Raw genomic sequence first — 18699 nt, 5'->3', positions numbered from 1 at the left:
CCGTCGAAGCGCTCGGCCTAGCCTCCCATGAGCCCGGATGTCACGCTAGGAGCGACCCGGAGTACTCGGATCGGCGTCAGGTATCTTGACGTCAAGCAATTACGTCGCTCACGGATCAGGAGTCCCCGACCCCATGGCCAAGATCATCTACACCCACACCGACGAGGCGCCGCTGCTCGCGACGTACTCCTTCCTGCCCATCGTCGAGGCCTATGCCCGCACCGCCGGAGTCGGCGTGGAGACCCGTGACATCTCGCTGGCCGGCCGCATCATCGCGCTGTTCCCCGAGCGGCTGACCGCCGAGCAGCGCATCGACGACGCGCTCGCCGAGCTCGGCCAGCTGGCGACCACGCCCGAGGCCAACATCATCAAGCTGCCCAACATCTCCGCGTCGATCCCGCAGCTCAAGGCAGCGATCGCCGAGCTGCAGGGTCAGGGCTATGACCTGCCGGCGTACCCCGAGAACCCGCAGTCCGACGACGAGAAGGCCACCCGCGCGACGTACGACAAGGTCAAGGGCAGCGCGGTCAACCCGGTGCTGCGCGAGGGCAACTCCGACCGCCGCGCCCCGGCCTCGGTCAAGAACTACGCGAAGCAGCACCCGCACTCGATGGGCGCCTGGTCCGCAGAGTCGAAGACCAACGTCGCGACCATGGGCCACGACGACTTCCGCACCAACGAGCGCTCCGTCGTGCTCGAGGCTGACGACACGCTGCGCATCGAGCACGTCACCGCAGACGGCACTGTCACGGTGCTCAAGGAGTCGATCCCGGTGCTGGCCGGCGAGGTCGTCGACGGCACGTTCATGAACGTCGCCGCTCTCGACACCTTCCTGGCGGAGCAGGTCCAGCGGGCCAAGGACGAGGGTGTGCTCTTCTCGGTGCACCTCAAGGCCACGATGATGAAGGTCTCCGACCCGATCATCTTCGGCCACGTCGTGAAGGTCTTCTTCCCCGTTGTCTTCGAGCAGTACGGCGACCAGCTGGCCGCCGCCGGCATCAGCGCCAATGACGGCCTCGGTGCCGTGCTCTCCGCCGTCGACGCGCTGCCAGACGGCGCGGCCATCCGCTCGGCGATCGAGCGGGGCATCGCCGACGGACCGGCGCTGGCGATGGTCGACTCCGACAAGGGCATCACCAACCTGCACGTGCCGTCCGACGTCATCGTCGACGCGTCGATGCCCGCGATGATCCGTTCGTCGGGCCACATGTGGAACGCGGCCGGCGAGGAGCAGGACACCCTCGCGGTGATCCCCGACTCGTCGTACGCGTCGGTCTACCAGACCGTCCTCGACGACTGCCGCGCCAACGGCGCGTTCGACCCGGCCACGATGGGCTCGGTGCCCAACGTCGGGTTGATGGCCAAGGCGGCCGAGGAGTACGGCTCCCACGACAAGACGTTCGAGATCGCCGAGGCCGGCGCGGTCCGCGTCGTCAACGCGGCCGGTGACGTGCTGATCGAGCACCAGGTCGGTGCCGGTGACATCTGGCGCGCCTGCCAGACGAAGGACGAGCCGATCCGTGACTGGGTCAAGCTGGCCGTCACCCGTGCCCGCGCCTCGGGCGTGCCGGCGATCTTCTGGCTCGACGAGACCCGTGCCCACGACGCCAACCTGATCGCGAAGGTGGAGAAGTACCTGCCGGAGTACGACGCCGCGCTCGGCGGGGGGGATCTGACCATCGAGATCATGAACCCGGCCGACGCCACGGCGTACTCCCTGGAGCGGATCCGCAAGGGCGAGGACACCATCTCGGTCACCGGCAACGTGCTGCGCGACTACAACACAGACCTGTTCCCGATCCTCGAGCTCGGCACCAGCGCCAAGATGCTGTCGATCGTGCCGCTGATGAACGGTGGGGGCCTCTTCGAGACCGGCGCCGGCGGCTCGGCGCCCAAGCACGTGCAGCAGCTCGTCAAGGAGAACTACCTGCGCTGGGACAGCCTTGGCGAGTTCTTCGCGCTGGCCGCCAGCTTCGAGCACCTCGGTGACTCGACCGACAACCCGCGGGCCAGGATCCTTGCCGACACCCTCGACCGCGCCACCGGCACTTTCCTGGCCGAGAACCGCTCGCCGGGCCGCAAGCTCGGCACGATCGACAACCGCGGCAGCCACTTCTACCTGGCCCTCTACTGGGCCGAGGAGCTGGCCAAGCAGACCGAGGACGCCGCGCTGGGTGAGGCGTTCGCGGCACTGGCCGCCCGCCTCCGCGAGGACGAGCAGACGATCGTCGACGAGCTGCTCGCCGTACAGGGGTCACCGGTCGACCTTGGCGGCTACTTCCGCCCCGACCCTGCGAAGGCGAGTGCCGTGATGCGCCCGTCGACCACGCTCAACGAGGCTCTGGAAGGGCTCGACGTCTGAGCCACCGTCGGGGCCTGTCTGGTCCACCTCGATGATTTCGGTCATCAATATGCGGTACGCCGATCCGGGTCCGCCACGGGCCCGGCCCGGCCGAGTCGATACTTCCTGACATGTTCACCCTCAAGCGACTCGTGCTGGTCGCCTTCGTCTGCGTCGGCCTCTCGGTCGTCGGCTCTCCGGCCGGCGCCGCCGACACCACCGACGCGGCGACGACCGCCACGGCGACCACCGAGGCAACTGCCGCTGCTGGCATCCAGAGCGCCGGCATGGCATCGAGGGCGCCCGGCGCCCGGTGTGGCAAGAAGCACTCGCAGCACCGCGCGACCGCCAAGCGGTCCTGCGCACAGCGGCCCGGGAGCCGCTGAGCCTCACACCTCGTCGTTGACGGGATGCCGGGCCGCCGTGACCAGCTCGCCGAGGAGTCGGACCGCCAGGACGGGGAGGGCCGGCAGCTCGGCGGGCCTCACGTCGACCTACACGAAGGTCGCCATGCCGGCGGCCAGCGCCCCCGCCTCCCACCAGACGGAGGCGTAGCCCTGCGGGAACAACGAGCCGTGTTTCACGGAGTTGCGCCACAGCCGGGCGAACGCGTAGATCACCGCGAAGCCGAGCCCGTACCACGCGGTCCAGTGCCAACTCCCGGTGATGGCCAGCCCCAACGAGGCCGCGATGGTCGCGTGGGCGACGATCCCCAGCAGCGTCCCGTGCACCTTCTGCTCCGGCGCCTGGTCGGTCGGCAGGGTGCTGCTGAACCCGCGTTGAGGGCGGCAAAGGTGGAGACCAGGGCGAACGGCACGGCCAGGCCGAGGATCAGCAAGGGCGCGGGCAGGATGCCGGTCACGACGAGAGCACCGAGCACGGCTGTGTCGATCAGCACCGGCTTCGCCCGCTCGAAACTCACGCACGTCACCCTAGATGCGCTGCCGCCGTGAATAGCCACGCGCAGCTTCCGGGTTGCATCATGTGGGGGTCGGTCGCGTCTTGCGGCCACCCGAGCTGCGTACGCCGTCAGCACGCCCTGTCCAGCACCACACGGGAAGTCCCAGCCCCATGACGACGACCGCTTCCGATCTGACCACCGACAGCAAGACGCCGGCTCCTTGCGCCCACTACGGCTGGGCCGTCCTGGCCCTGGCCATGGGCGGGTTCGCCATCGGCACCACCGAGTTCGTCTCGATGGGCCTGCTGCCCGACCTCGCCCAGGGTGTCTCGGTGTCGATCCCGACGGCCGGCCACGCCATCTCCGCCTACGCGCTCGGCGTCGTCGTCGGTGCCCCGGCGATCGCGCTGCTCGGTGCCCGACTCCCGCGCCGCGCCCTCCTCATCGTGCTGATGGCCGCCTTCGCGCTGGGCAACGCGGCCAGCGCCCTCGTCACGTCGTACGACGGACTCCTCGTCGCCCGCTTCCTCGCCGGCCTGCCGCACGGTGCCTACTTCGGAGTCGCGTCGCTCGTCGCGGCAAGCCTCGCGAAGCCCGGTCGCCAGGGTCGTGCCGTCGCCCAGGTCATGCTCGGCCTCTCGGTCGCCAATGTCGTCGGTGTGCCCGCCGCCACCTGGCTCGGCCAGCTGCTCGGCTGGCGGTCGGCGTACTGGCTGGTGGCCGTCCTCGGCCTAGCCACCATCGCCCTCGTCGCGGCCTTCGTGCCCTCGATGATCGGCGACCCGCACGCCACCTGGCGTCGCGAGATCAGCGCGCTGCGGCGGCCGCAGGTGCTGCTGACGCTCCTGACGGGTGCGATCGGCTTCGGTGGCATGTTCGCCGTCTACACCTACATCGTGCCGACGGTCACGGAGGTCGGTGGCCTGTCGAAGTCGGTGGCGCCGGTGTTCCTGCTCGCGTTCGGTCTCGGCATGGTCGCCGGCACCTGGGTGGCCGGCGAGCTCGCCCGGTGGTCGGTGTTCGGCTCGCTCTTCGTCGGCGGTATCGGTCAAGGCGTGCTGCTGCTCGTCTTCTCGTGGCTTGCGCCCACCGGCTGGTGGAACCTGCCGGTCGTCTTCGGGATCACCATCCTCGGCTCGATCCTGGTGATCAACCTGCAGCTGCGGCTGATGGACGTGGCGGGCGATGCCCAGACGATCGGCGCGGCCATGAACCACGCCTCCCTCAACATCGCCAACGCCCTCGGCGCCTGGCTCGGCGGCCTCGTGGTCGCTGCCGGCTGGGGCTACCGGGCTCCCGGTGTGGTCGGCGCCGGCCTCGCGGTCGTCGGGGTGTTCGTGCTGCTCGCGTCGTACGCCCTGCACCGGCGCAGCGAGCGCGCCTGATCACCGTTCAGCGCGGCTCCAGGCCTCGAACAGGGTCTCGTTGACACCTTTCCAGGCGATGAACATCAGCGCCACGATCGCTTCGACGGGCTGGTGGAGCGCGTTGGCGGCGTTGATGATGGCGGCGGCCACGAATCCGCCGGCGCCCTGGAAACTGTCCGTACCGGCGAGCCCACCGTCGGCCATGTCGTGGGCGGAGCTGAGGAAGAAGAGCGCCACGACTGCGCCCGCGAGCAGAGTCATCCGCCACCAGGATCCGGTCGGGTCGCCGGCCGCGTCCAGCATGCCTCGCCCAGATCTCCTGCCGGCAGCGATCACGTTGCCGAGCATCAGCGCCGCGTTGAGGATCGCGAAAAGAACGTCGCCCGGGGTCGCCTGGAGGAGGAAGTAGGCCAGCAGCAGGCCGAGCACCACCGGCCCGCCACGCATCATCGCGGCGATCAGCAGGCCGTCGTCCTTCGAGTCGTCCGTGATGGCGCGGGTGAGGTTGAAGCCCATCAGCACCAGGCACTCGATGGCATACGCCAGCACGAGACCCTCGTACGTGAGCAGCCCTGCCAGCACGAACGCGGCCGGGATCAGCTGGCCGAGGAAGACCACTGCGTACGCCGTCGGCGCCGGCTCCAGGGCATGCTTCGTCGTCATGGCAGCGTCACCTGCTCGATGGTCGCCGACTCCTCGCCGAAGGACACCCGACACTCGGCGCTGTCCTGGTGGCTTCCGTCGTCGATGTCGCGCCACGAGTACTCGACCCGCACCACCTCGCCGGAGACGACTGTCCGGTCCACGAAAGCGCTGGCGACATCGCTGCGCTCCTCCATGACCTGCTCGATCCGCAGCTCGCACGACCGGCGTGCATCGATCGACGCGATCCACGCGTCGGAAGTGCCCACGCCGACGACCCACCAGCCGCAGATGAGCACGAGGTTGAGGACCGTCAGGGTCCAGAACAGACGCCGTCGCATCCGAGCACCCTAGGTCTTGCCGCCACCGCAGTTTCAGCGCGGTGCCCGGGCATCGGCTCGGTAGCCTGCGCCAGGTGACTGAGATATCCAGAGCGTTGAGCTTCGGGCAGATGGCTGAGGAGTACGACCGGTGGCGCCCCAGCTATCCAGTTGACGCAGTTACCTGGCTGGCGCCGCCCCCTCCTGCCCGGGTGGCGGACATAGGCGCAGGAACGGGGAGGCTGACGTCGCCCCTGCTAGCGCGCGGCCTAGCCGTCGAGGCGGTTGAACCGGATCCGCGGATGCGCGCCGTGCTGGCTCGGACCAACCCTGCTGCCCGGTGCCACGGGAGCGACTCGACAGCGATTCCGACCGAGGACGGAACGTTGGATGCTGTCCTCTCCGCTGACGCCTGGCATTGGTTCGAACCCCGGGCGACCATGGAAGAAGTGCGACGCGTCCTCAAGCCCGGCGGGTGGCTGGGTCTGGTCTGGAACGTCGTCGCCGAACCGGTCGAGCCGTGGGAGTTCGAGCTTGCCGGGGCACCCGACATGTATGACCGCTCTACCAAGGGCGGGCCCGAGGGAGTCAAGCAGCGCCTCCCTCTCGCTGCCGAGGAAGAGCTCGAGTTCGCACAGTTCGACTGGGTGTGGCACCTCTCTCCCGAGCACCGGGCAGCCAATCTGGCGACCACGTCGATGGCGATCGCGATGAGCTCCTCCGAGCGCGAGGAGTACCTCGCTGCCGCCCGCTCCGAGTTGCAGCAGGTCTGCGATGCGGCCGGACAGAGCACCATGCCGATCCGGCACCGAGCCAGTTGTACGCGCTGGACGCCCGCAGCTCGGGGCTGAGAGCTGGAAGCCAGCTGGGCAAGGTGGCGTACTAGTTGGTCGACGAGGTCCTCGCCGCGACAAACGGTGAGGCCGGGCTCGACTCCTGAGCCGAACTCCGCGCCAGTGGCCCCGCCGAGTCCGTGTTCGGCGAGGTGTGGGGCGTGGTCCTCAACCCGGACTCGTGCCGTGCGGGTCGGTGTCGTAGGTGTGGCCGTGTGGGCTGGTCCAGGTGTACGTCGCGGGGCCGGTGCGTTCGTAGCGCCACTGGCCGTGGGTCTTGAGGCGGTGATGTCGTCGACAGAGCGCGGCGAGGTTGGCCGTCGACGTGGCTCCGCCCGACTCCCACGGGACGATGTGGTCGAGATCGCAGGCCCTGGCTGACCTGGTGCACCACGGGAAGACACAGGTGCGGTCGCGGAGGATCACCTGCTCGCGGAGCCGGGGCGAGGGCTGGTAGCCGTCGCAGACGAGGTGCTCGTTCAGGTCGAGGAGCGGCTTCACGACCACCTCGGTGCCGGACGCGGTGCACCACTGCTGGATCTGGTCGAGGGTGGCGAGGTTGCCGCGCTCCAGCCGGGCGATCGGGTCGTCCTCGCTCAGGTGGACGTTCAGGACGACCTGCCGGGCCGCAGCGTGGCCTTGGTTTCGAGACAGGCGCTGCGCGCCTTCCTCAACCGACGGCAAGGCGAGCTGGGACCGCGCCATCTCACCCACTGCGGACGCCCGCCGGGCCTCCAAGGACTCCTCGGACCCGAGGCTCTTCAACACCTCCGCGCCCTGGGTGACCGCGGCGCTGAAGTCGAGGGCATCGGCGAGATCGAGCTCCGCGGTGACCCGCATGGTGCCCGCGAAGGAGACCTGCTCCTCATCGATCGTGACGTGCCGCCCGTCGGCTGCCTGTCGGGCGGCCTCGGCGGCGCGGGCGGGGTCGAACCTGGCGATCGCGGCCTCGACCAGCCGGTCCACCGCCGAGGTTGAGGTGCGGTGTGCGAACGGGGCGAGCTGTTGGTCGACGTACGACGCGGCCTCGCGGGACAAGCCTGCGCGGATGGTGGTCTCCGCGACCCGCCGTGCCCGCCAGGCCGGCAGGTCACCGGACTGCACCCGGCGCCACAACCGCGGCAGCCGGTGCCGCAGCTCGAGCGCCTGACCGATCAGGTGCTTCGCCGACACCGTCGAGATGCCCAGGACGGCACCGAACTCCGCGATGCAGAATTCCGCCACCAACGGCGCACCCGGACCAGCAACCGGCTCCTCATGCTCCGAGCCAGGGATTAGGAACGCAGCGGCGTCATCGATCGAGGAGGCCGGGTGCAGGTCGGCCCACTCGCATGCCGCGACCAGCAGCTCGGCCTCGGCCCGATCGACCGCATCCCGCCGAGATCGAGCGAACGCGAGCACCGCGGACGCGGTGTCGGGGAGCTCGCTCTTCGTGGTCGCCATACATAGAAGTCAAGCAGGGACCACCGACATTTCCGGGCCGGATTCAGCCTGATCGACCGCACTGTGGACAACTATTCGGACTCCTTCTTGACTGCCAAGGGATCTTGGTTTCGAGGCTCATCGCTGGCGCTTCTCGCACCTCAACCAGCGACACGTCGGATCACTCGGAGGAAGTCCAACAGAGCCACTTGCGCTCCACCTCGGCCTCGAGGTTCATATCGTGGTGTCGGGCCACGAGCAATACGTGGGCCAGAACGTCGGCGAGCTCCGCGCGGAAGTCGGCTGCCAGCGACTCCGGGGTGGCTGTCTCCACCCGCGACCGGGCGGTGAGGCGGAGATGGGCCTGCGTCAGGCTCGCTGAGCTCCTGGTGGCCGGTGCATTCATCAGGACGACTCCCGGCACGGCCGCCAGGTTGCACGGATGGAAGAATCCGCCCATGCCGAGCATCGCAGCCGATCCCGTCACCGAGACGCAGCAGCCGGGCGGCAGCACCGCCCGGCCGCGCGTGCTGTCGGGGATTCAGCCGACCGCCGACTCCTTCCACTTCGGCAACTACCTCGGTGCGCTGCGCCAGTGGGTCGACCTGCAGGCCGAGCACGAGCCGTTCTTCTTCATCGCCGACCTGCACGCGATCACCGTCGAGCAGGACCCCAAGGTGCTGCGCGAGCGCAGCCTGCGCGCGGCCGCCCAGCTGCTCGCGATGGGCATCGACCCGCAGCGGTCGGCGATCTTCGTGCAGAGCCAGGTGCCCGAGCACGCCCAGCTCTGCTGGGTGTTGCAGTGCCTCACCGGTTTCGGCGAGGCCCGCCGGATGACGCAGTTCAAGGACAAGTCGGCCAAGGCCGGTGAGGGCGCGGCGAGTGTCGGGCTGTTCACCTACCCCGTCCTCCAGGCGGCCGACATCCTGCTCTACAGGCCGCACTACGTGCCCGTCGGTGAGGACCAGCGCCAGCACCTCGAGCTCACCCGCGACGTCGCGCAGCGCTTCAACCACCGCTACAAGAAGACGTTCCGGCTGCCCGAGCCCTACATCCTCAAGGCGACCGCCAAGATCACCGACCTGCAGGAGCCGACGGCCAAGATGTCGAAGTCGGCGTCCTCGCCCGGCGGCATCATCGAGATGCTCGACGACCCCAAGGTCAGCGCCAAGAAGATCCGCTCGGCCGTCACCGACTCCGAGTCCGAGATCCGCTTCGACCCGGAGACCAAGCCCGGCATCAGCAACCTGCTCACCATCTCGTCGGCGCTCACGGGCACGCCCGTCGCAGACCTCGAGGAGCAGTACGCCGGCCGCGGTTACGGCGACCTGAAGAAGGACCTCGCCGAGATCGTCGTCGACTTCGTCACCCCCTTCCGCGACCGCACCCTCGAGCTGATGGGCGACCGGTCCGAGCTCGAGGCGGTGCTCGCCGACGGGGCGGCGAGGGCGGGCGCGGTGGCCGAGGCCACGTTGCGTGACGTCTACGACCGAGTCGGCTTCCTCCCGGGTCGGTAGGGTCGCTGCGTGCCCGAGTCAGTGTCCGTGTCCACGATCGGTGTCGCCGTCGCCATCCCTGAACCCTGGGCGAGCGAGCTGCAGGACTACCGCGCCTCCCTGGGTGACGAGACGGCCACCAAGATCCCGACGCACATCACCCTCATCCCGCCGGTCGAGGTGGACGAGGCCGAGTTCGAGGCGTGCGAGGAGCACCTGGAGCAGGTCGCGGCCGGCATCCCCGGGTTCGCCGTACACCTACGCGGCACCGGCACCTTCCGCCCCACCTCGCCGGTGGTGTTCGTCGCGCTCGCGCGCGGCATCTCCGAGTGCGAGCGCCTCGCCGGCGACGTACGACGGGGGCCGCTGGCCGTCGACCTCAGCTTCCCGTTCCACCCGCACGTCACGATCGCCCACCACCTCGACGACGAGGCACTCGACCGGGCGTTCGACGAGCTGGCGGCGTTCGAGTGCGTCTTCGACGTGACCGAGTTCCACCTCTACTGCCACGACAACGAGACCGGCTGGCAGCCGACCCGCGCGTTCTCGCTGTTACCGGCAGGGGAGTGACGCCCACGTGGCTGCCCTGAAGGAACGTCTCGCGGCTGCGCGCGAGCGCCGGCCGATGCTCGACCACCTGCTGCGCATGAACGCGCACTACGGCCGGGTCAAGGGCAACCTCCAGGCCGGCGCGGTCACCTACTTCGCGTTCCTGTCGTTCTTCCCGATCATGGCGCTGGCCTTCTTCGTCGTCGGCTACATCGCCAAGGTCTACCCCGACGCCCAGGGCAACCTCGTCGACGCGATCGACCAGCTGCTGCCGGGCATCATCGGTACCAAGGACACGCAGCTCAACCTCGACGACATCCAGAAGGCCGCCGGCGCCGTCGGCCTGGTCGGACTCGCCGGTGTGCTCTACGCCGGCCTGGGCTGGCTCTCGGCCATGCGCGACGCGCTCGTCGTGGTCTTCGAGGTCAGGCAGGGCGAGCAGCCCAATCTCATCAAGGGCAAGCTGCGCGACCTGATGACGCTTGCGATCATCGGCCTCACGCTGCTCGTCAGCGTCGCGGTCTCGGGCTTCGTCAGCGGCTTCTCCGAGCAGATCCTCGACTGGGCGGGCCTGGGCACCGAGCTCGCCCCGCTGCTGCAGCTGATCACGGTGGTCGTCGGGCTCGGCGCCAACATGCTGCTGTTCTTCGCCCTCTTCACGCTGCTGGCCCGCCCGCACACACCGCGACGGTCGCTCTGGTCCGGAGCGCTGCTTGGCGCGATCGGCTTCGAGGTGCTCAAGCGCCTCTCCGGCCTGCTCCTCGGGACGGTCCAGGACCAGCCGGCGCTGCAGGTCTTCGGCATCGCACTGATCCTGCTGGTCTGGATCAACTACTTCTCCCGGGTCGTGATGTACGCCGCGAGCTGGGCGCACACCTCTGCGGCAGCGCGCGCCGAGGCGGCGCTCCGCAACCCGCCGGCCCTGCCCGAAGGCCCGTCCGTGGGTCCTGCAATCATCGAGGACCGGGGCACGCCACCGGCGCCGCGCCGTACACCGAGCCGCGTCCACAAGCGCACCAGCTCGACGATCGTGCACGACAACCGGGCGCGCATCGCCCTGGTCGCCGGCGGCACCGCCGCCCTGACACTGGCCGCCGTACTCAGGAGGAAGAAGCCGTGAAGCTCGAACGCAGGCACGCTGTGCTGTTGCTGGCCGTGGCCGTGTGGAACGTCGTCACCTTCGGCAACTTCGCCAAGAACCTCTACTCAGCCTACGAGTCCGGAGAGCAGCGAGCCACCGGCTACTGGGTCGCCCACTCCGTGCTCATCGTCGTGAACGTGGCCATCGCGGCCCTCCTGGGCTCCCTCGGCTGGAAGGCCTGGCGCGGCACCCGTCGCAGCTGAGGCGTTGAGGGAGCCCTCGCTCGCCCCCGTGCCGCACGCCCTCGAGGCGCCGCGCGGGGTCCCGTCAGCTCAGTGGCCGTGCCGCATCGCGGTGCGGAGGTCCTTGTTGAGCTGCGAGATCACGTCGAGCGGGATCTCCTTGGGGCAGGCCGCGGTGCACTCGCCGATGTTGGTGCAGCCACCGAAGCCCTCGTGGTCGTGCTGGGCCACCATGTTGACGACCCGGCTGTCGCGCTCGGGCTGGCCCTGCGGCAGCTCGCCGAGGTGGGTGATCTTGGCACCCATGAACAGCGACGCCGATCCGTTGGGGCACGCGGCGACGCAGGCGCCGCACCCGATGCAGGTGGCGACGTTGAAGGCGCGCACCGCGTCGTCACGCGGCACGGGCACCGAGTGGGCCTCGGGAGCCGAGCCGGTGTTGACCGAGATGTAGCCGCCCTGCTGGATCATCCGGTCGAAGGCGCTGCGGTCGACGCAGAGGTCCTTCATCACCGGGAACGCACCGGCCCGCCACGGCTCGATGGTGATCGTGTCGCCGTCCTTGAACGATCGCATGTGCAGCTGGCAGGTAGTGGTGACCTCCGGCCCGTGCGGCTCGCCGTTGATCATCAGGCCGCACATGCCGCAGATGCCCTCGCGACAGTCGGAGTCGAACGCCACCGGCTCCTCGCCGGCCGCGTTGAGCTCCTCATTGAGCACGTCGAGCATCTCGAGGAACGACATGTCGGGCGAGACGTCGTCGACCTGGTAGGTCTTCATCCCGCCCTCACTCGATGCATCGGCCTGGCGCCAGATCTCCAGGGTGATGTGCATGTTCTGTCCGTTGCTCACTTGTAGCTCCGCTGCTTCATCTCGATGGCCGTGTAGACGAGCTCTTCCTTGTGGAGCACCGGCGCCTCACCGTCACCCGCGAACTCCCACGCCGCGACGTACGCGAACTGGTCGTCGTGGCGCAGCGCCTCGCCGTCCTCGGTCGCCGACTCCGCCCGGAAGTGACCGCCGCAGGACTCGCGGCGGTTGAGGGCGTCGATGCACATCAGCTCGCCGAGCTCGAAGAAGTCGGCCACCCGACCGGCCTTCTCGAGGTTCTGGTTGAGGCTGTCGGCGCTCCCGAGCACCTTCACGTTGCGGTGGAAGTCGTCCTTGAGCGAGCGGATCAGGTCGATCGCCTTGCGCAGGCCGTCCGCGGTGCGCTCCATGCCGCAGTACTCCCACATGATGTTGCCGAGCTCGCGGTGGTAGGAGTCGACGCTGCGCGTGCCGCCAACGGTCATGAAGTGGTTGATCCGGCTCTCGACGAGCGTGCGGGCCTCGACCACGGCGGGGTGCTGCTCGTCGACGGTCTCGAACGGGCCGTCGGCGAGGTAGTCGCGGATCGTGTGCGGGAGCACGAAGTAACCGTCGGCCAGGCCCTGCATCAGCGCCGAGGCGCCGAGCCTGTTGGCGCCGTGGTCGGAGAAGTTGGCCTCACCGGTCACGAACAGCCCCTTGATCGACGACTGCAGGTCGTAGTCGACCCACAGGCCACCCATCACGTAGTGCACCGCGGGGTAGATCCGCATCGGCGTCTCGTAGGGGTTCTCGCCGGTGATGCGGGCGTACATGTCGAAGAGGTTGTCGTACTTCTCCTCGATGCCGTCGCGGCCGAGACGCGCGATCGAGTCGGCGAAGTCGAGGTAGACACCACGGCGTACGCCGTCGACCTCGGGCCCGACGCCACGACCCTCGTCGCAGACTGTCTTGGCGGCCCGGGACGCGATGTCGCGGGGCACCAGGTTGCCGAAGGAGGGGTAGATCCGCTCCAGGTAGTAGTCGCGGTCGGCCTCGGCGATCTCGCGCGGGTCCTTCGTGCAGTCGGCCTGCTTCTTCGGCACCCAGATGCGGCCGTCGTTGCGCAGCGACTCGCTCATCAGCGTCAGCTTCGACTGGTGCGAGCCCGAGACAGGGATGCAGGTCGGGTGGATCTGCGTGTAGCAGGGGTTGGCCATGTAGGCGCCCTTGCGGTGCGCGCGCCAGGTCGCGGTGACGTTGCAGCCCATCGCGTTGGTGGAGAGGTAGAAGACGTTGCCGTAGCCACCACTCGCGAGTACGACGACGTCGGCGAGGTGCGTCTCGATCGCACCGGTCACCATGTCGCGCGCGATGATGCCGCGGGCCTTGCCGTCCACCACGATCAGCTCGAGCATCTCGTGGCGGGTGAAGGTCTCGACGGTGCCGGCGTGCACCTGGCGCTCGAGTGCCTGGTAGGCGCCGAGCAGAAGCTGCTGGCCGGTCTGGCCGCGGGCGTAGAACGTGCGGGAGACCTGAACGCCACCGAAGGAACGGTTGTCGAGGAGGCCGCCGTACTCGCGGGCGAAGGGGACGCCCTGCGCGACGCACTGGTCGATGATGTTGGTCGAGACCTCGGCCAGCCGGTAGACGTTGGACTCGCGGGAGCGGTAGTCACCGCCCTTGACAGTGTCGTAGAAGAGGCGGTGGACGGAGTCGCCGTCCTCCTTGTAGTTCTTGGCGGCGTTGATGCCGCCCTGCGCGGCGATGGAGTGCGCGCGACGCGGGGAGTCCTGGTAGCAGAAGGACTTCACGACGTAGCCGGCCTCGCCGAGTGTGGCAGCGGCCGAGCCGCCGGCCAGTCCGGTGCCGACGATGATCACCGAGAGCTTGCGGCGGTTGGCCGGGTTGACCAGCCGCGCCTCGAACTTGCGGGTGCTCCAGCGTTCGTCGATCGGGCCGCCGGGGGCCTTGGTGTCGGCGATCGCGGCGCCGGGCGTGTAGTAGCCCTCGGCGTCGTCGGTCTCGCCACCGAGGGGGGCGTCCTGCGAGGGGTGGGAGGTGAGGGTGGTGTCCGGCATGTCGGTCATGGGTGCTTTGCCTTACTTCTCGATGACGCCGGCGAGGACGAAGATCGGGACCAGCGAGAACCCTCCGGCGATGAGGACCGCGAGGGTGAACGCAACCCGCTTGGCGAGGGTGCGCGAGCGCTGGGTGCCGGTGAGGCCCAGGGTCTGGCAGGCGCTCCAGAAACCGTGGTGGATGTGCGCGCCGAGCATCGCCATCGCGACCAGGTAGATGAGCGTGAGCCACCAGGTCGCGAACGAGTCGACGACGAGGTTGTAGGGGTCGTTGGTGGGGCCGCCGTCGACGTTGACCTTGCCGACGGTGAAGTTCAGCAGGTGCCACACCAAGAAGAGCAGGATCGTCACGCCGCCCCAGCGCATCAGCCGGCTGGCCGGGATCGCGCCGGTGTGCTTCTTCTTGACGTACTTGATCGGGCGGGCCAGCTGCGCGCGGCGCCACAGCGCCACCGCGGCGTACACATGGGCGACCAGCGACAGCACGAGCACGACGCGCACGATCCAGAGCAGGCCCTCGTGCGGGAGCATCGGCTCGCCGAAGGTGCGCAGGTGGTGGGCGTACTCGTTGAAGGCGTCATGGCCAGAGAAGGCCTTGAGGTTGCCGTACATGTGTAGGAGCACGTAGCCGATGAAGACGAATCCACTGATCGCCATCAAGAGCTTGAGGGCGATGGTCGAGCGCGTCGACCGGGCGTTCGTTGCCAGGCTCCCGGCCGGGGCCTTGGTTGAGGAAGTCGTTGCCACGAGGTGTCACGTTACCGTTGGCCGGGGCCTCGCGCCTCCGCCGCCGCTGTGACATATCTCTGGTCCGTTCACGCGGGTGTCGTGCTCCGTTGACCCGTGATTCGGCCGGGCCCGGTTCGCTGACGGCGTGACTGACCAGACATCTCGGCCCGCGGTCACCCGCCGGCGCGTTCTCCAGACCTCCGGCGTCGCCGCCGGCGCCACCCTGCTGCCCGCGTCACTGCACCGCGCGATGGCAGCACCGATGCGGCCCGGTGGCCCCGAAGCCGTCGAGCACGTGATCTTGCTGATGCAGGAGAACCGTTCGTTCGACCACTACTACGGCTCACTGCGGGGCGTCCGCGGGTACGGCGACCGGCACCCGCTCCGCCGCCGGGCCGGTGAGAGCGTGCTGCACCAGGCCGGGGGTCCGCACGGCGACGTACTGCCGTTCTCTCTGCGCCAGGCGGCCGCCAGCGCCGGCAGGCCAGACAGCGACATCCAATACCTCGGTGATCTCCCGCACGGCTTCACCGATGCCACCAATGCGTGGGCGGAGGGCTGGTACGACGGCTGGGTCCCGGCCAAGACGCCGGCAACGATGACCTTCTACGACCGAGCAGACATCCCGTTGCAGTACGAGCTCGCCGAGACGTTCACGACCCTGGATGCCTACCACTGCTCGGTGTTCGGCTCGACCAACCCCAACCGCAACTACTTCTGGAGTGGCAAGACCGGCAACGAGCCGGGGTCGACCGCTCGCGCGGTGACCAACGCGGCGTACTCCTACGCTCATGCGGGCTACGACTGGACGACGTACCCGGAGCGACTCGAGGCCGCGGGGGTGAGCTGGCAGATCTACCAGGAGTGGGACAACTTCACCGACAACGCCGTGGAGTACTTCCTGCCGTTCAAGGCGATCGGCCGGAAGATGCTCGCCTTCGTAGACGGAGGCGACCGCACCACGGAGGAGTTCTACGACTCACTGCACGCCAAGCCCGCGGCCGAGCAGGACCGTCTGCTCGCGCAGCTCGAGGAGGGCCGGGCCGCGCTCTCGCCGGCGGAGCGGTCGCTGTTCGACAAGGCCATGTACCGGAGTCGTCCGGGCACGCTCGTCGAGAGGATTGCCGCCGACATCGAGGCCGGCACCCTCCCGCGGGTGTCGTGGCTGGTGCCGACCGCCGCGCTCTCGGAGCACCCGGGCGCCTCGACCCCCGTCGGCAGCGCGGGCCTGATCTACGACCTGCTCGACGTGGTCGCCTCCCATGTCGAGACATGGTCTCGCAGTGCCGTACTCATCAACTTCGACGAGAACGACGGCTTCTTCGACCATGTGCCGCCGCCAGTGGCTCCCCGCCCGCCGTCCGGCCAGGGCGACGACTGGTACAACGGCCGGCCGATCGGGCTCGGCCCGCGGGTGCCGATGACCATCGTCTCCCCGTGGACCGTGGGCGGGTACGTCGACTCCGCGGTCGCCGACCACACGTCCACGCTGCGCTTCCTCGAGGCGGTCACCGGCGTGCAGGAGCCCAACATCTCAGCATGGCGCCGGTCCGTGTGCTCCGACCTGACCGGGGCGTTCGACTTCCAGCGCGGCCGGCGTGCGCCGTACCTCAGCACGCCGGAGGCTGTGCCGTCGGCCATCCAGCGGTGGCGCCCGGCTCCGCCTGCCGACCAGCAGCTCCCAGAACAGGAGCGTGGCCGCCGTGCGGCTCGCGAGACGGGCTACATGCCTGCCGCCTCGGCCGCGGTGCTCGGTGAAAGCCTGCGCGTCGAGGTGGCGAACGAGGGAGACCGCGAGGCGGCGTTCACCGTCTACCCGTTCGTCGGTGGCCTCTCGCGCCCCGAGTTCGTGACCGTGCGGCGCAACCGTCGCCAGGGCGTCGTCGTGCCCGCACGCGAGGGGCGGTGGGACGTCGTCGTGCAGGGTCCGGACCGATTCTGGTACGAAGCGGCCGGGTCGTCCGCGGGCCGGGCCCGCGGTGTGGACGTCCGCCCCGAGACCGCGCCGGGGCATGGTCAGGTGCGGCTGTCGATGGTCAACACCGGCAGCACCCCGGTGGCCGTGGTGCTGGAGTCCGACGCACCGGCCTCGCACCGTCGCATCGTGCTGCCCCCGGGAGCCCGCCAACGGGTGAACTGGCCGGCAGATCACGGGTGGTACGACGTCGAGGTCACCTCGCCCGACGACGAGACCTTCCGGCGCCGGCTGACCGGTCGCGCCTGACCCGCGGTCCAGCTCGCTCGGAGCGCGACATTCATCCGTCCGGCCCTCTACCCGGAGCACCTCTGCCGCGCTAGCGTGTCGCGACCCTCCCCCTGCTCCGGAAGCACCCCCCATGTCTTCAGCGACCTCCCCCCTCGGTCGGCGCGCGCTCGTCGGCGCCGGCCTCGGCACCGCCGCCGTCCTCTCGCCCTTCCTCTCCCCGGCCGCCGACGCGCTCAAGCCGCGTAGGCGTCGCAGCAAACAGAAGCTGCTCTCGAAGCAGGACCGTCACCTGGTCACCCGCTTCTCCTTCGGCCTGACGCCCGAGCTGGCCCGCGACGTACGACGTCGGGGCGGTGCCGAGGCCTGGTTCGAACGCCAGCTGAAGCCCTCGAAGATCCGCGACGGCAAGGCCGAAGCGGTCGCTGCCTGGTGGCCGAGCCTGCGGTTGGGCCCGGGCACGCTCTGGCAGCGGCAGATCACCGATGTCGAGGCCGGCTACCAGGTGATGAACGACTACGTGCGTGCGGTGCTGCTGCGCAACGTCCACTCCGAGCGCCAGGTGCTCGAGGTGATGACGTCGTTCTGGGAGAACCACCTGCACGTGCCCGCCGTCGGCGACCCGCACTTCACCTACCGCGCCGACTATGGCCGCGTCATCCGCAAGCACGCGCTGGGCCGCTTCGACGAGATGCTGCTCGACGCCACCACCCACCCGGCCAACCTGATGTACTTCGCGGCCGACAGGGCGACGAAGGAGCACCCCAACGAGAACCTCGGGCGCGAGCTGCTCGAGCTGCACACCGTGGGCGTGGGCAACTACACCGAGCGCGACGTGGTCGACTCCGCGCGCATCCTGACCGGCTGGACGGTCGACCGTGAGGCGTGGAAGGCGCTCTACCTCTACGACACCCACTACCGGGGCCGGGTCAAGGTCAAGGGCTTCAAGGACAAGAACAACAAGGCCGACGGCAAGTCGGTGACCCGCGACTACCTCAAGCACCTGGCCCACCACCCCGACACCGCCCGGCACCTGGCGACCAAGCTCGCGATCAAGTTCGTCAGCGACGACCCTCCGGCCTCGCTCGTCAGGCAGCTGGCCCGCGTCTACCTCGAGAACGACACCGCGATCGCACCTGTCCTGCGGGCCCTGGTGGCCTCCAAGGCCTTCAAGAAGGCAGAAGGCAAGAAGGTGCGCGACGCCGGCGAGGACGTCGTCGCCACCCTGCGCGTGCTCGCACCGACGATCAACAAGCCGCCGACGGGCGACGCGTACGACGACTCCGGCGTCGCCGCGCTGCTGTGGCAGACCAGCCAGATCGGCCCGCCGCCGCACACCTGGTCACCACCGGACGGAGCGCCGATCGACAACGACGGATGGTCGTCGCCGTCGCGCCTGCTCGGCTCGATGTCGACGCACTACGGCATGGCCGGCGGCTGGTCGGGAGGTGACGACATCGTCTTCCGCGAGCCCGTGTCGTGGTTGCCGAAGCCGCAGCTGCGCTTCGACGAGTACGTCGACTTCATGTCCGAGCGGATCCTGCACCGACCCGCGACCGGCACATTGATGTTGGCCTGCAAGCGGGCCACCGGCTACGAGGCCGACGAGCCCATCGACGTCGACCACCCGCTCGCCGACTGGATGTTCCCGCGTTTCCTCGCGACCTTCCTCGACTCGCCCGACCACTTCACCAGGTGACCGC

At 69.1% G+C, this 18699-nt stretch carries 18 protein-coding genes; 10 read left to right on the top strand and 8 right to left on the bottom strand.

The features are described from left to right. Positions 1 to 133 precede the first annotated feature (133 nt). Together H4Q84_RS08860 and H4Q84_RS08855 are read left to right on the top strand one after the other, a co-directional pair. Positions 134 to 2362 (top strand): NADP-dependent isocitrate dehydrogenase, encoded by a 2229-nt coding sequence (locus tag H4Q84_RS08860; protein ID WP_248583023.1) that lies wholly within the window; start codon positions 134 to 136, stop codon positions 2360 to 2362. A gap of 110 nt (positions 2363 to 2472) precedes the next feature. After that, complete coding sequence (locus H4Q84_RS08855; RefSeq protein ID WP_248583022.1) at positions 2473 to 2727, top strand: hypothetical protein; 255 nt, start codon at positions 2473 to 2475, stop codon at positions 2725 to 2727. Between the two features lie 108 nt (positions 2728 to 2835). Here H4Q84_RS08855 and H4Q84_RS08850 read toward each other — a convergent pair whose 3' ends face one another. Further along, on the bottom strand, positions 2836 to 3072 hold the full coding sequence (locus H4Q84_RS08850) for a hypothetical protein (RefSeq protein ID WP_248583021.1): 237 nt from the start codon (positions 3070 to 3072) through the stop codon (positions 2836 to 2838). Positions 3073 to 3412: 340 nt separating this feature from the next. Between H4Q84_RS08850 and H4Q84_RS08845 the strand changes: the two genes are divergently transcribed. Further along, a complete protein-coding gene (locus H4Q84_RS08845; RefSeq protein WP_248583020.1) occupies positions 3413 to 4627 on the top strand; it encodes an MFS transporter in 1215 nt (404 codons plus the stop codon). On the opposite strand, the gene H4Q84_RS08840 is transcribed toward H4Q84_RS08845, so the two are convergent. Both H4Q84_RS08840 and H4Q84_RS08835 read right to left on the bottom strand, forming a co-directional pair. Further along, the gene (locus H4Q84_RS08840) at positions 4628 to 5272 is read right to left on the bottom strand and encodes a hypothetical protein (protein WP_248583019.1); all 645 of its coding nucleotides are present in this window, start codon (positions 5270 to 5272) and stop codon (positions 4628 to 4630) included. It abuts the gene before it with no gap. Then, positions 5269 to 5592 (bottom strand): hypothetical protein, encoded by a 324-nt coding sequence (locus H4Q84_RS08835; protein WP_248583018.1) that lies wholly within the window; start codon positions 5590 to 5592, stop codon positions 5269 to 5271. Before H4Q84_RS08835 ends, H4Q84_RS08840 begins: the two co-directional genes overlap by 4 nt. A 110-nt stretch (positions 5593 to 5702) precedes the next feature. On the opposite strand from H4Q84_RS08835, the gene H4Q84_RS23140 reads away from it, so the two are divergent. Then, the gene (locus H4Q84_RS23140) at positions 5703 to 6422 is read left to right on the top strand and encodes a class I SAM-dependent methyltransferase (protein ID WP_282580348.1); all 720 of its coding nucleotides are present in this window, start codon (positions 5703 to 5705) and stop codon (positions 6420 to 6422) included. Between the two features lie 150 nt (positions 6423 to 6572). Here the strand turns inward: H4Q84_RS23140 and H4Q84_RS08825 are convergent, their stop codons facing one another. Beyond that, the gene (locus H4Q84_RS08825) at positions 6573 to 7847 is read right to left on the bottom strand and encodes an HNH endonuclease signature motif containing protein (RefSeq protein ID WP_248583016.1); all 1275 of its coding nucleotides are present in this window, start codon (positions 7845 to 7847) and stop codon (positions 6573 to 6575) included. 160 nt (positions 7848 to 8007) lie between these two features. Beyond that, a complete protein-coding gene (locus H4Q84_RS08820) occupies positions 8008 to 8286 on the bottom strand; it encodes a hypothetical protein (RefSeq protein WP_248583015.1) in 279 nt (92 codons plus the stop codon). Between H4Q84_RS08820 and trpS the strand changes: the two genes are divergently transcribed. From trpS to H4Q84_RS08800, 4 genes are read left to right on the top strand one after another with little or no spacing between them, the layout of a single operon-like run. Beyond that, complete coding sequence (trpS, locus tag H4Q84_RS08815) at positions 8285 to 9343, top strand: tryptophan--tRNA ligase (protein WP_248583014.1); 1059 nt, start codon at positions 8285 to 8287, stop codon at positions 9341 to 9343. The two genes, H4Q84_RS08820 and trpS, sit on opposite strands and share 2 nt — an antisense overlap. Before the next feature lie 9 nt (positions 9344 to 9352). Next, positions 9353 to 9892: a 2'-5' RNA ligase family protein gene (locus H4Q84_RS08810; protein WP_248583013.1), complete on the top strand. Its 540-nt coding sequence runs from the start codon at positions 9353 to 9355 to the stop codon at positions 9890 to 9892. Positions 9893 to 9899: 7 nt separating this feature from the next. Further along, positions 9900 to 10991 carry a YihY/virulence factor BrkB family protein gene (locus tag H4Q84_RS08805; protein ID WP_248583012.1) on the top strand — a complete coding sequence of 364 codons (1092 nt, stop codon included), beginning with the start codon at positions 9900 to 9902 and terminating at the stop codon, positions 10989 to 10991. Further along, a complete protein-coding gene (locus H4Q84_RS08800) occupies positions 10988 to 11215 on the top strand; it encodes a hypothetical protein (protein WP_248583011.1) in 228 nt (75 codons plus the stop codon). The genes H4Q84_RS08805 and H4Q84_RS08800 overlap by 4 nt, the downstream gene beginning before the upstream one ends. 69 nt (positions 11216 to 11284) lie before the next feature. Here H4Q84_RS08800 and H4Q84_RS08795 read toward each other — a convergent pair whose 3' ends face one another. From H4Q84_RS08795 to H4Q84_RS08785, 3 genes are read right to left on the bottom strand one after another with little or no spacing between them, the layout of a single operon-like run. Continuing rightward, positions 11285 to 12028, bottom strand: coding sequence for a succinate dehydrogenase/fumarate reductase iron-sulfur subunit (locus tag H4Q84_RS08795; protein ID WP_248583633.1), 744 nt, complete (start codon positions 12026 to 12028; stop codon positions 11285 to 11287). A gap of 14 nt (positions 12029 to 12042) precedes the next feature. Then, positions 12043 to 14064, bottom strand: a complete 2022-nt coding sequence (locus H4Q84_RS08790) for a fumarate reductase/succinate dehydrogenase flavoprotein subunit (RefSeq protein WP_248583632.1) — start codon at positions 14062 to 14064, stop codon at positions 12043 to 12045. 21 nt (positions 14065 to 14085) lie between these two features. Beyond that, positions 14086 to 14811: a succinate dehydrogenase cytochrome b subunit gene (locus H4Q84_RS08785; RefSeq protein ID WP_248583010.1), complete on the bottom strand. Its 726-nt coding sequence runs from the start codon at positions 14809 to 14811 to the stop codon at positions 14086 to 14088. A 127-nt stretch (positions 14812 to 14938) separates the two neighbouring features. On the opposite strand from H4Q84_RS08785, the gene H4Q84_RS08780 reads away from it, so the two are divergent. Both H4Q84_RS08780 and H4Q84_RS08775 read left to right on the top strand, forming a co-directional pair. Next, positions 14939 to 17017, top strand: a complete 2079-nt coding sequence (locus H4Q84_RS08780; RefSeq protein ID WP_248583009.1) for a phospholipase C, phosphocholine-specific — start codon at positions 14939 to 14941, stop codon at positions 17015 to 17017. A 112-nt stretch (positions 17018 to 17129) separates the two neighbouring features. Then, a complete protein-coding gene (locus H4Q84_RS08775) occupies positions 17130 to 18695 on the top strand; it encodes a DUF1800 domain-containing protein (protein WP_248583008.1) in 1566 nt (521 codons plus the stop codon). Positions 18696 to 18699: the final 4 nt, after the last annotated feature.

Origin of the sequence: Nocardioides sp. InS609-2 (genome assembly GCF_023208195.1) — a bacterium.
In the GTDB taxonomy this organism is placed as follows: Bacteria; Actinomycetota; Actinomycetes; order Propionibacteriales; family Nocardioidaceae; genus Nocardioides.
Note: the sequence above shows the minus strand (reverse complement) of the source record. Positions and strands in the feature narration are given on the sequence as shown.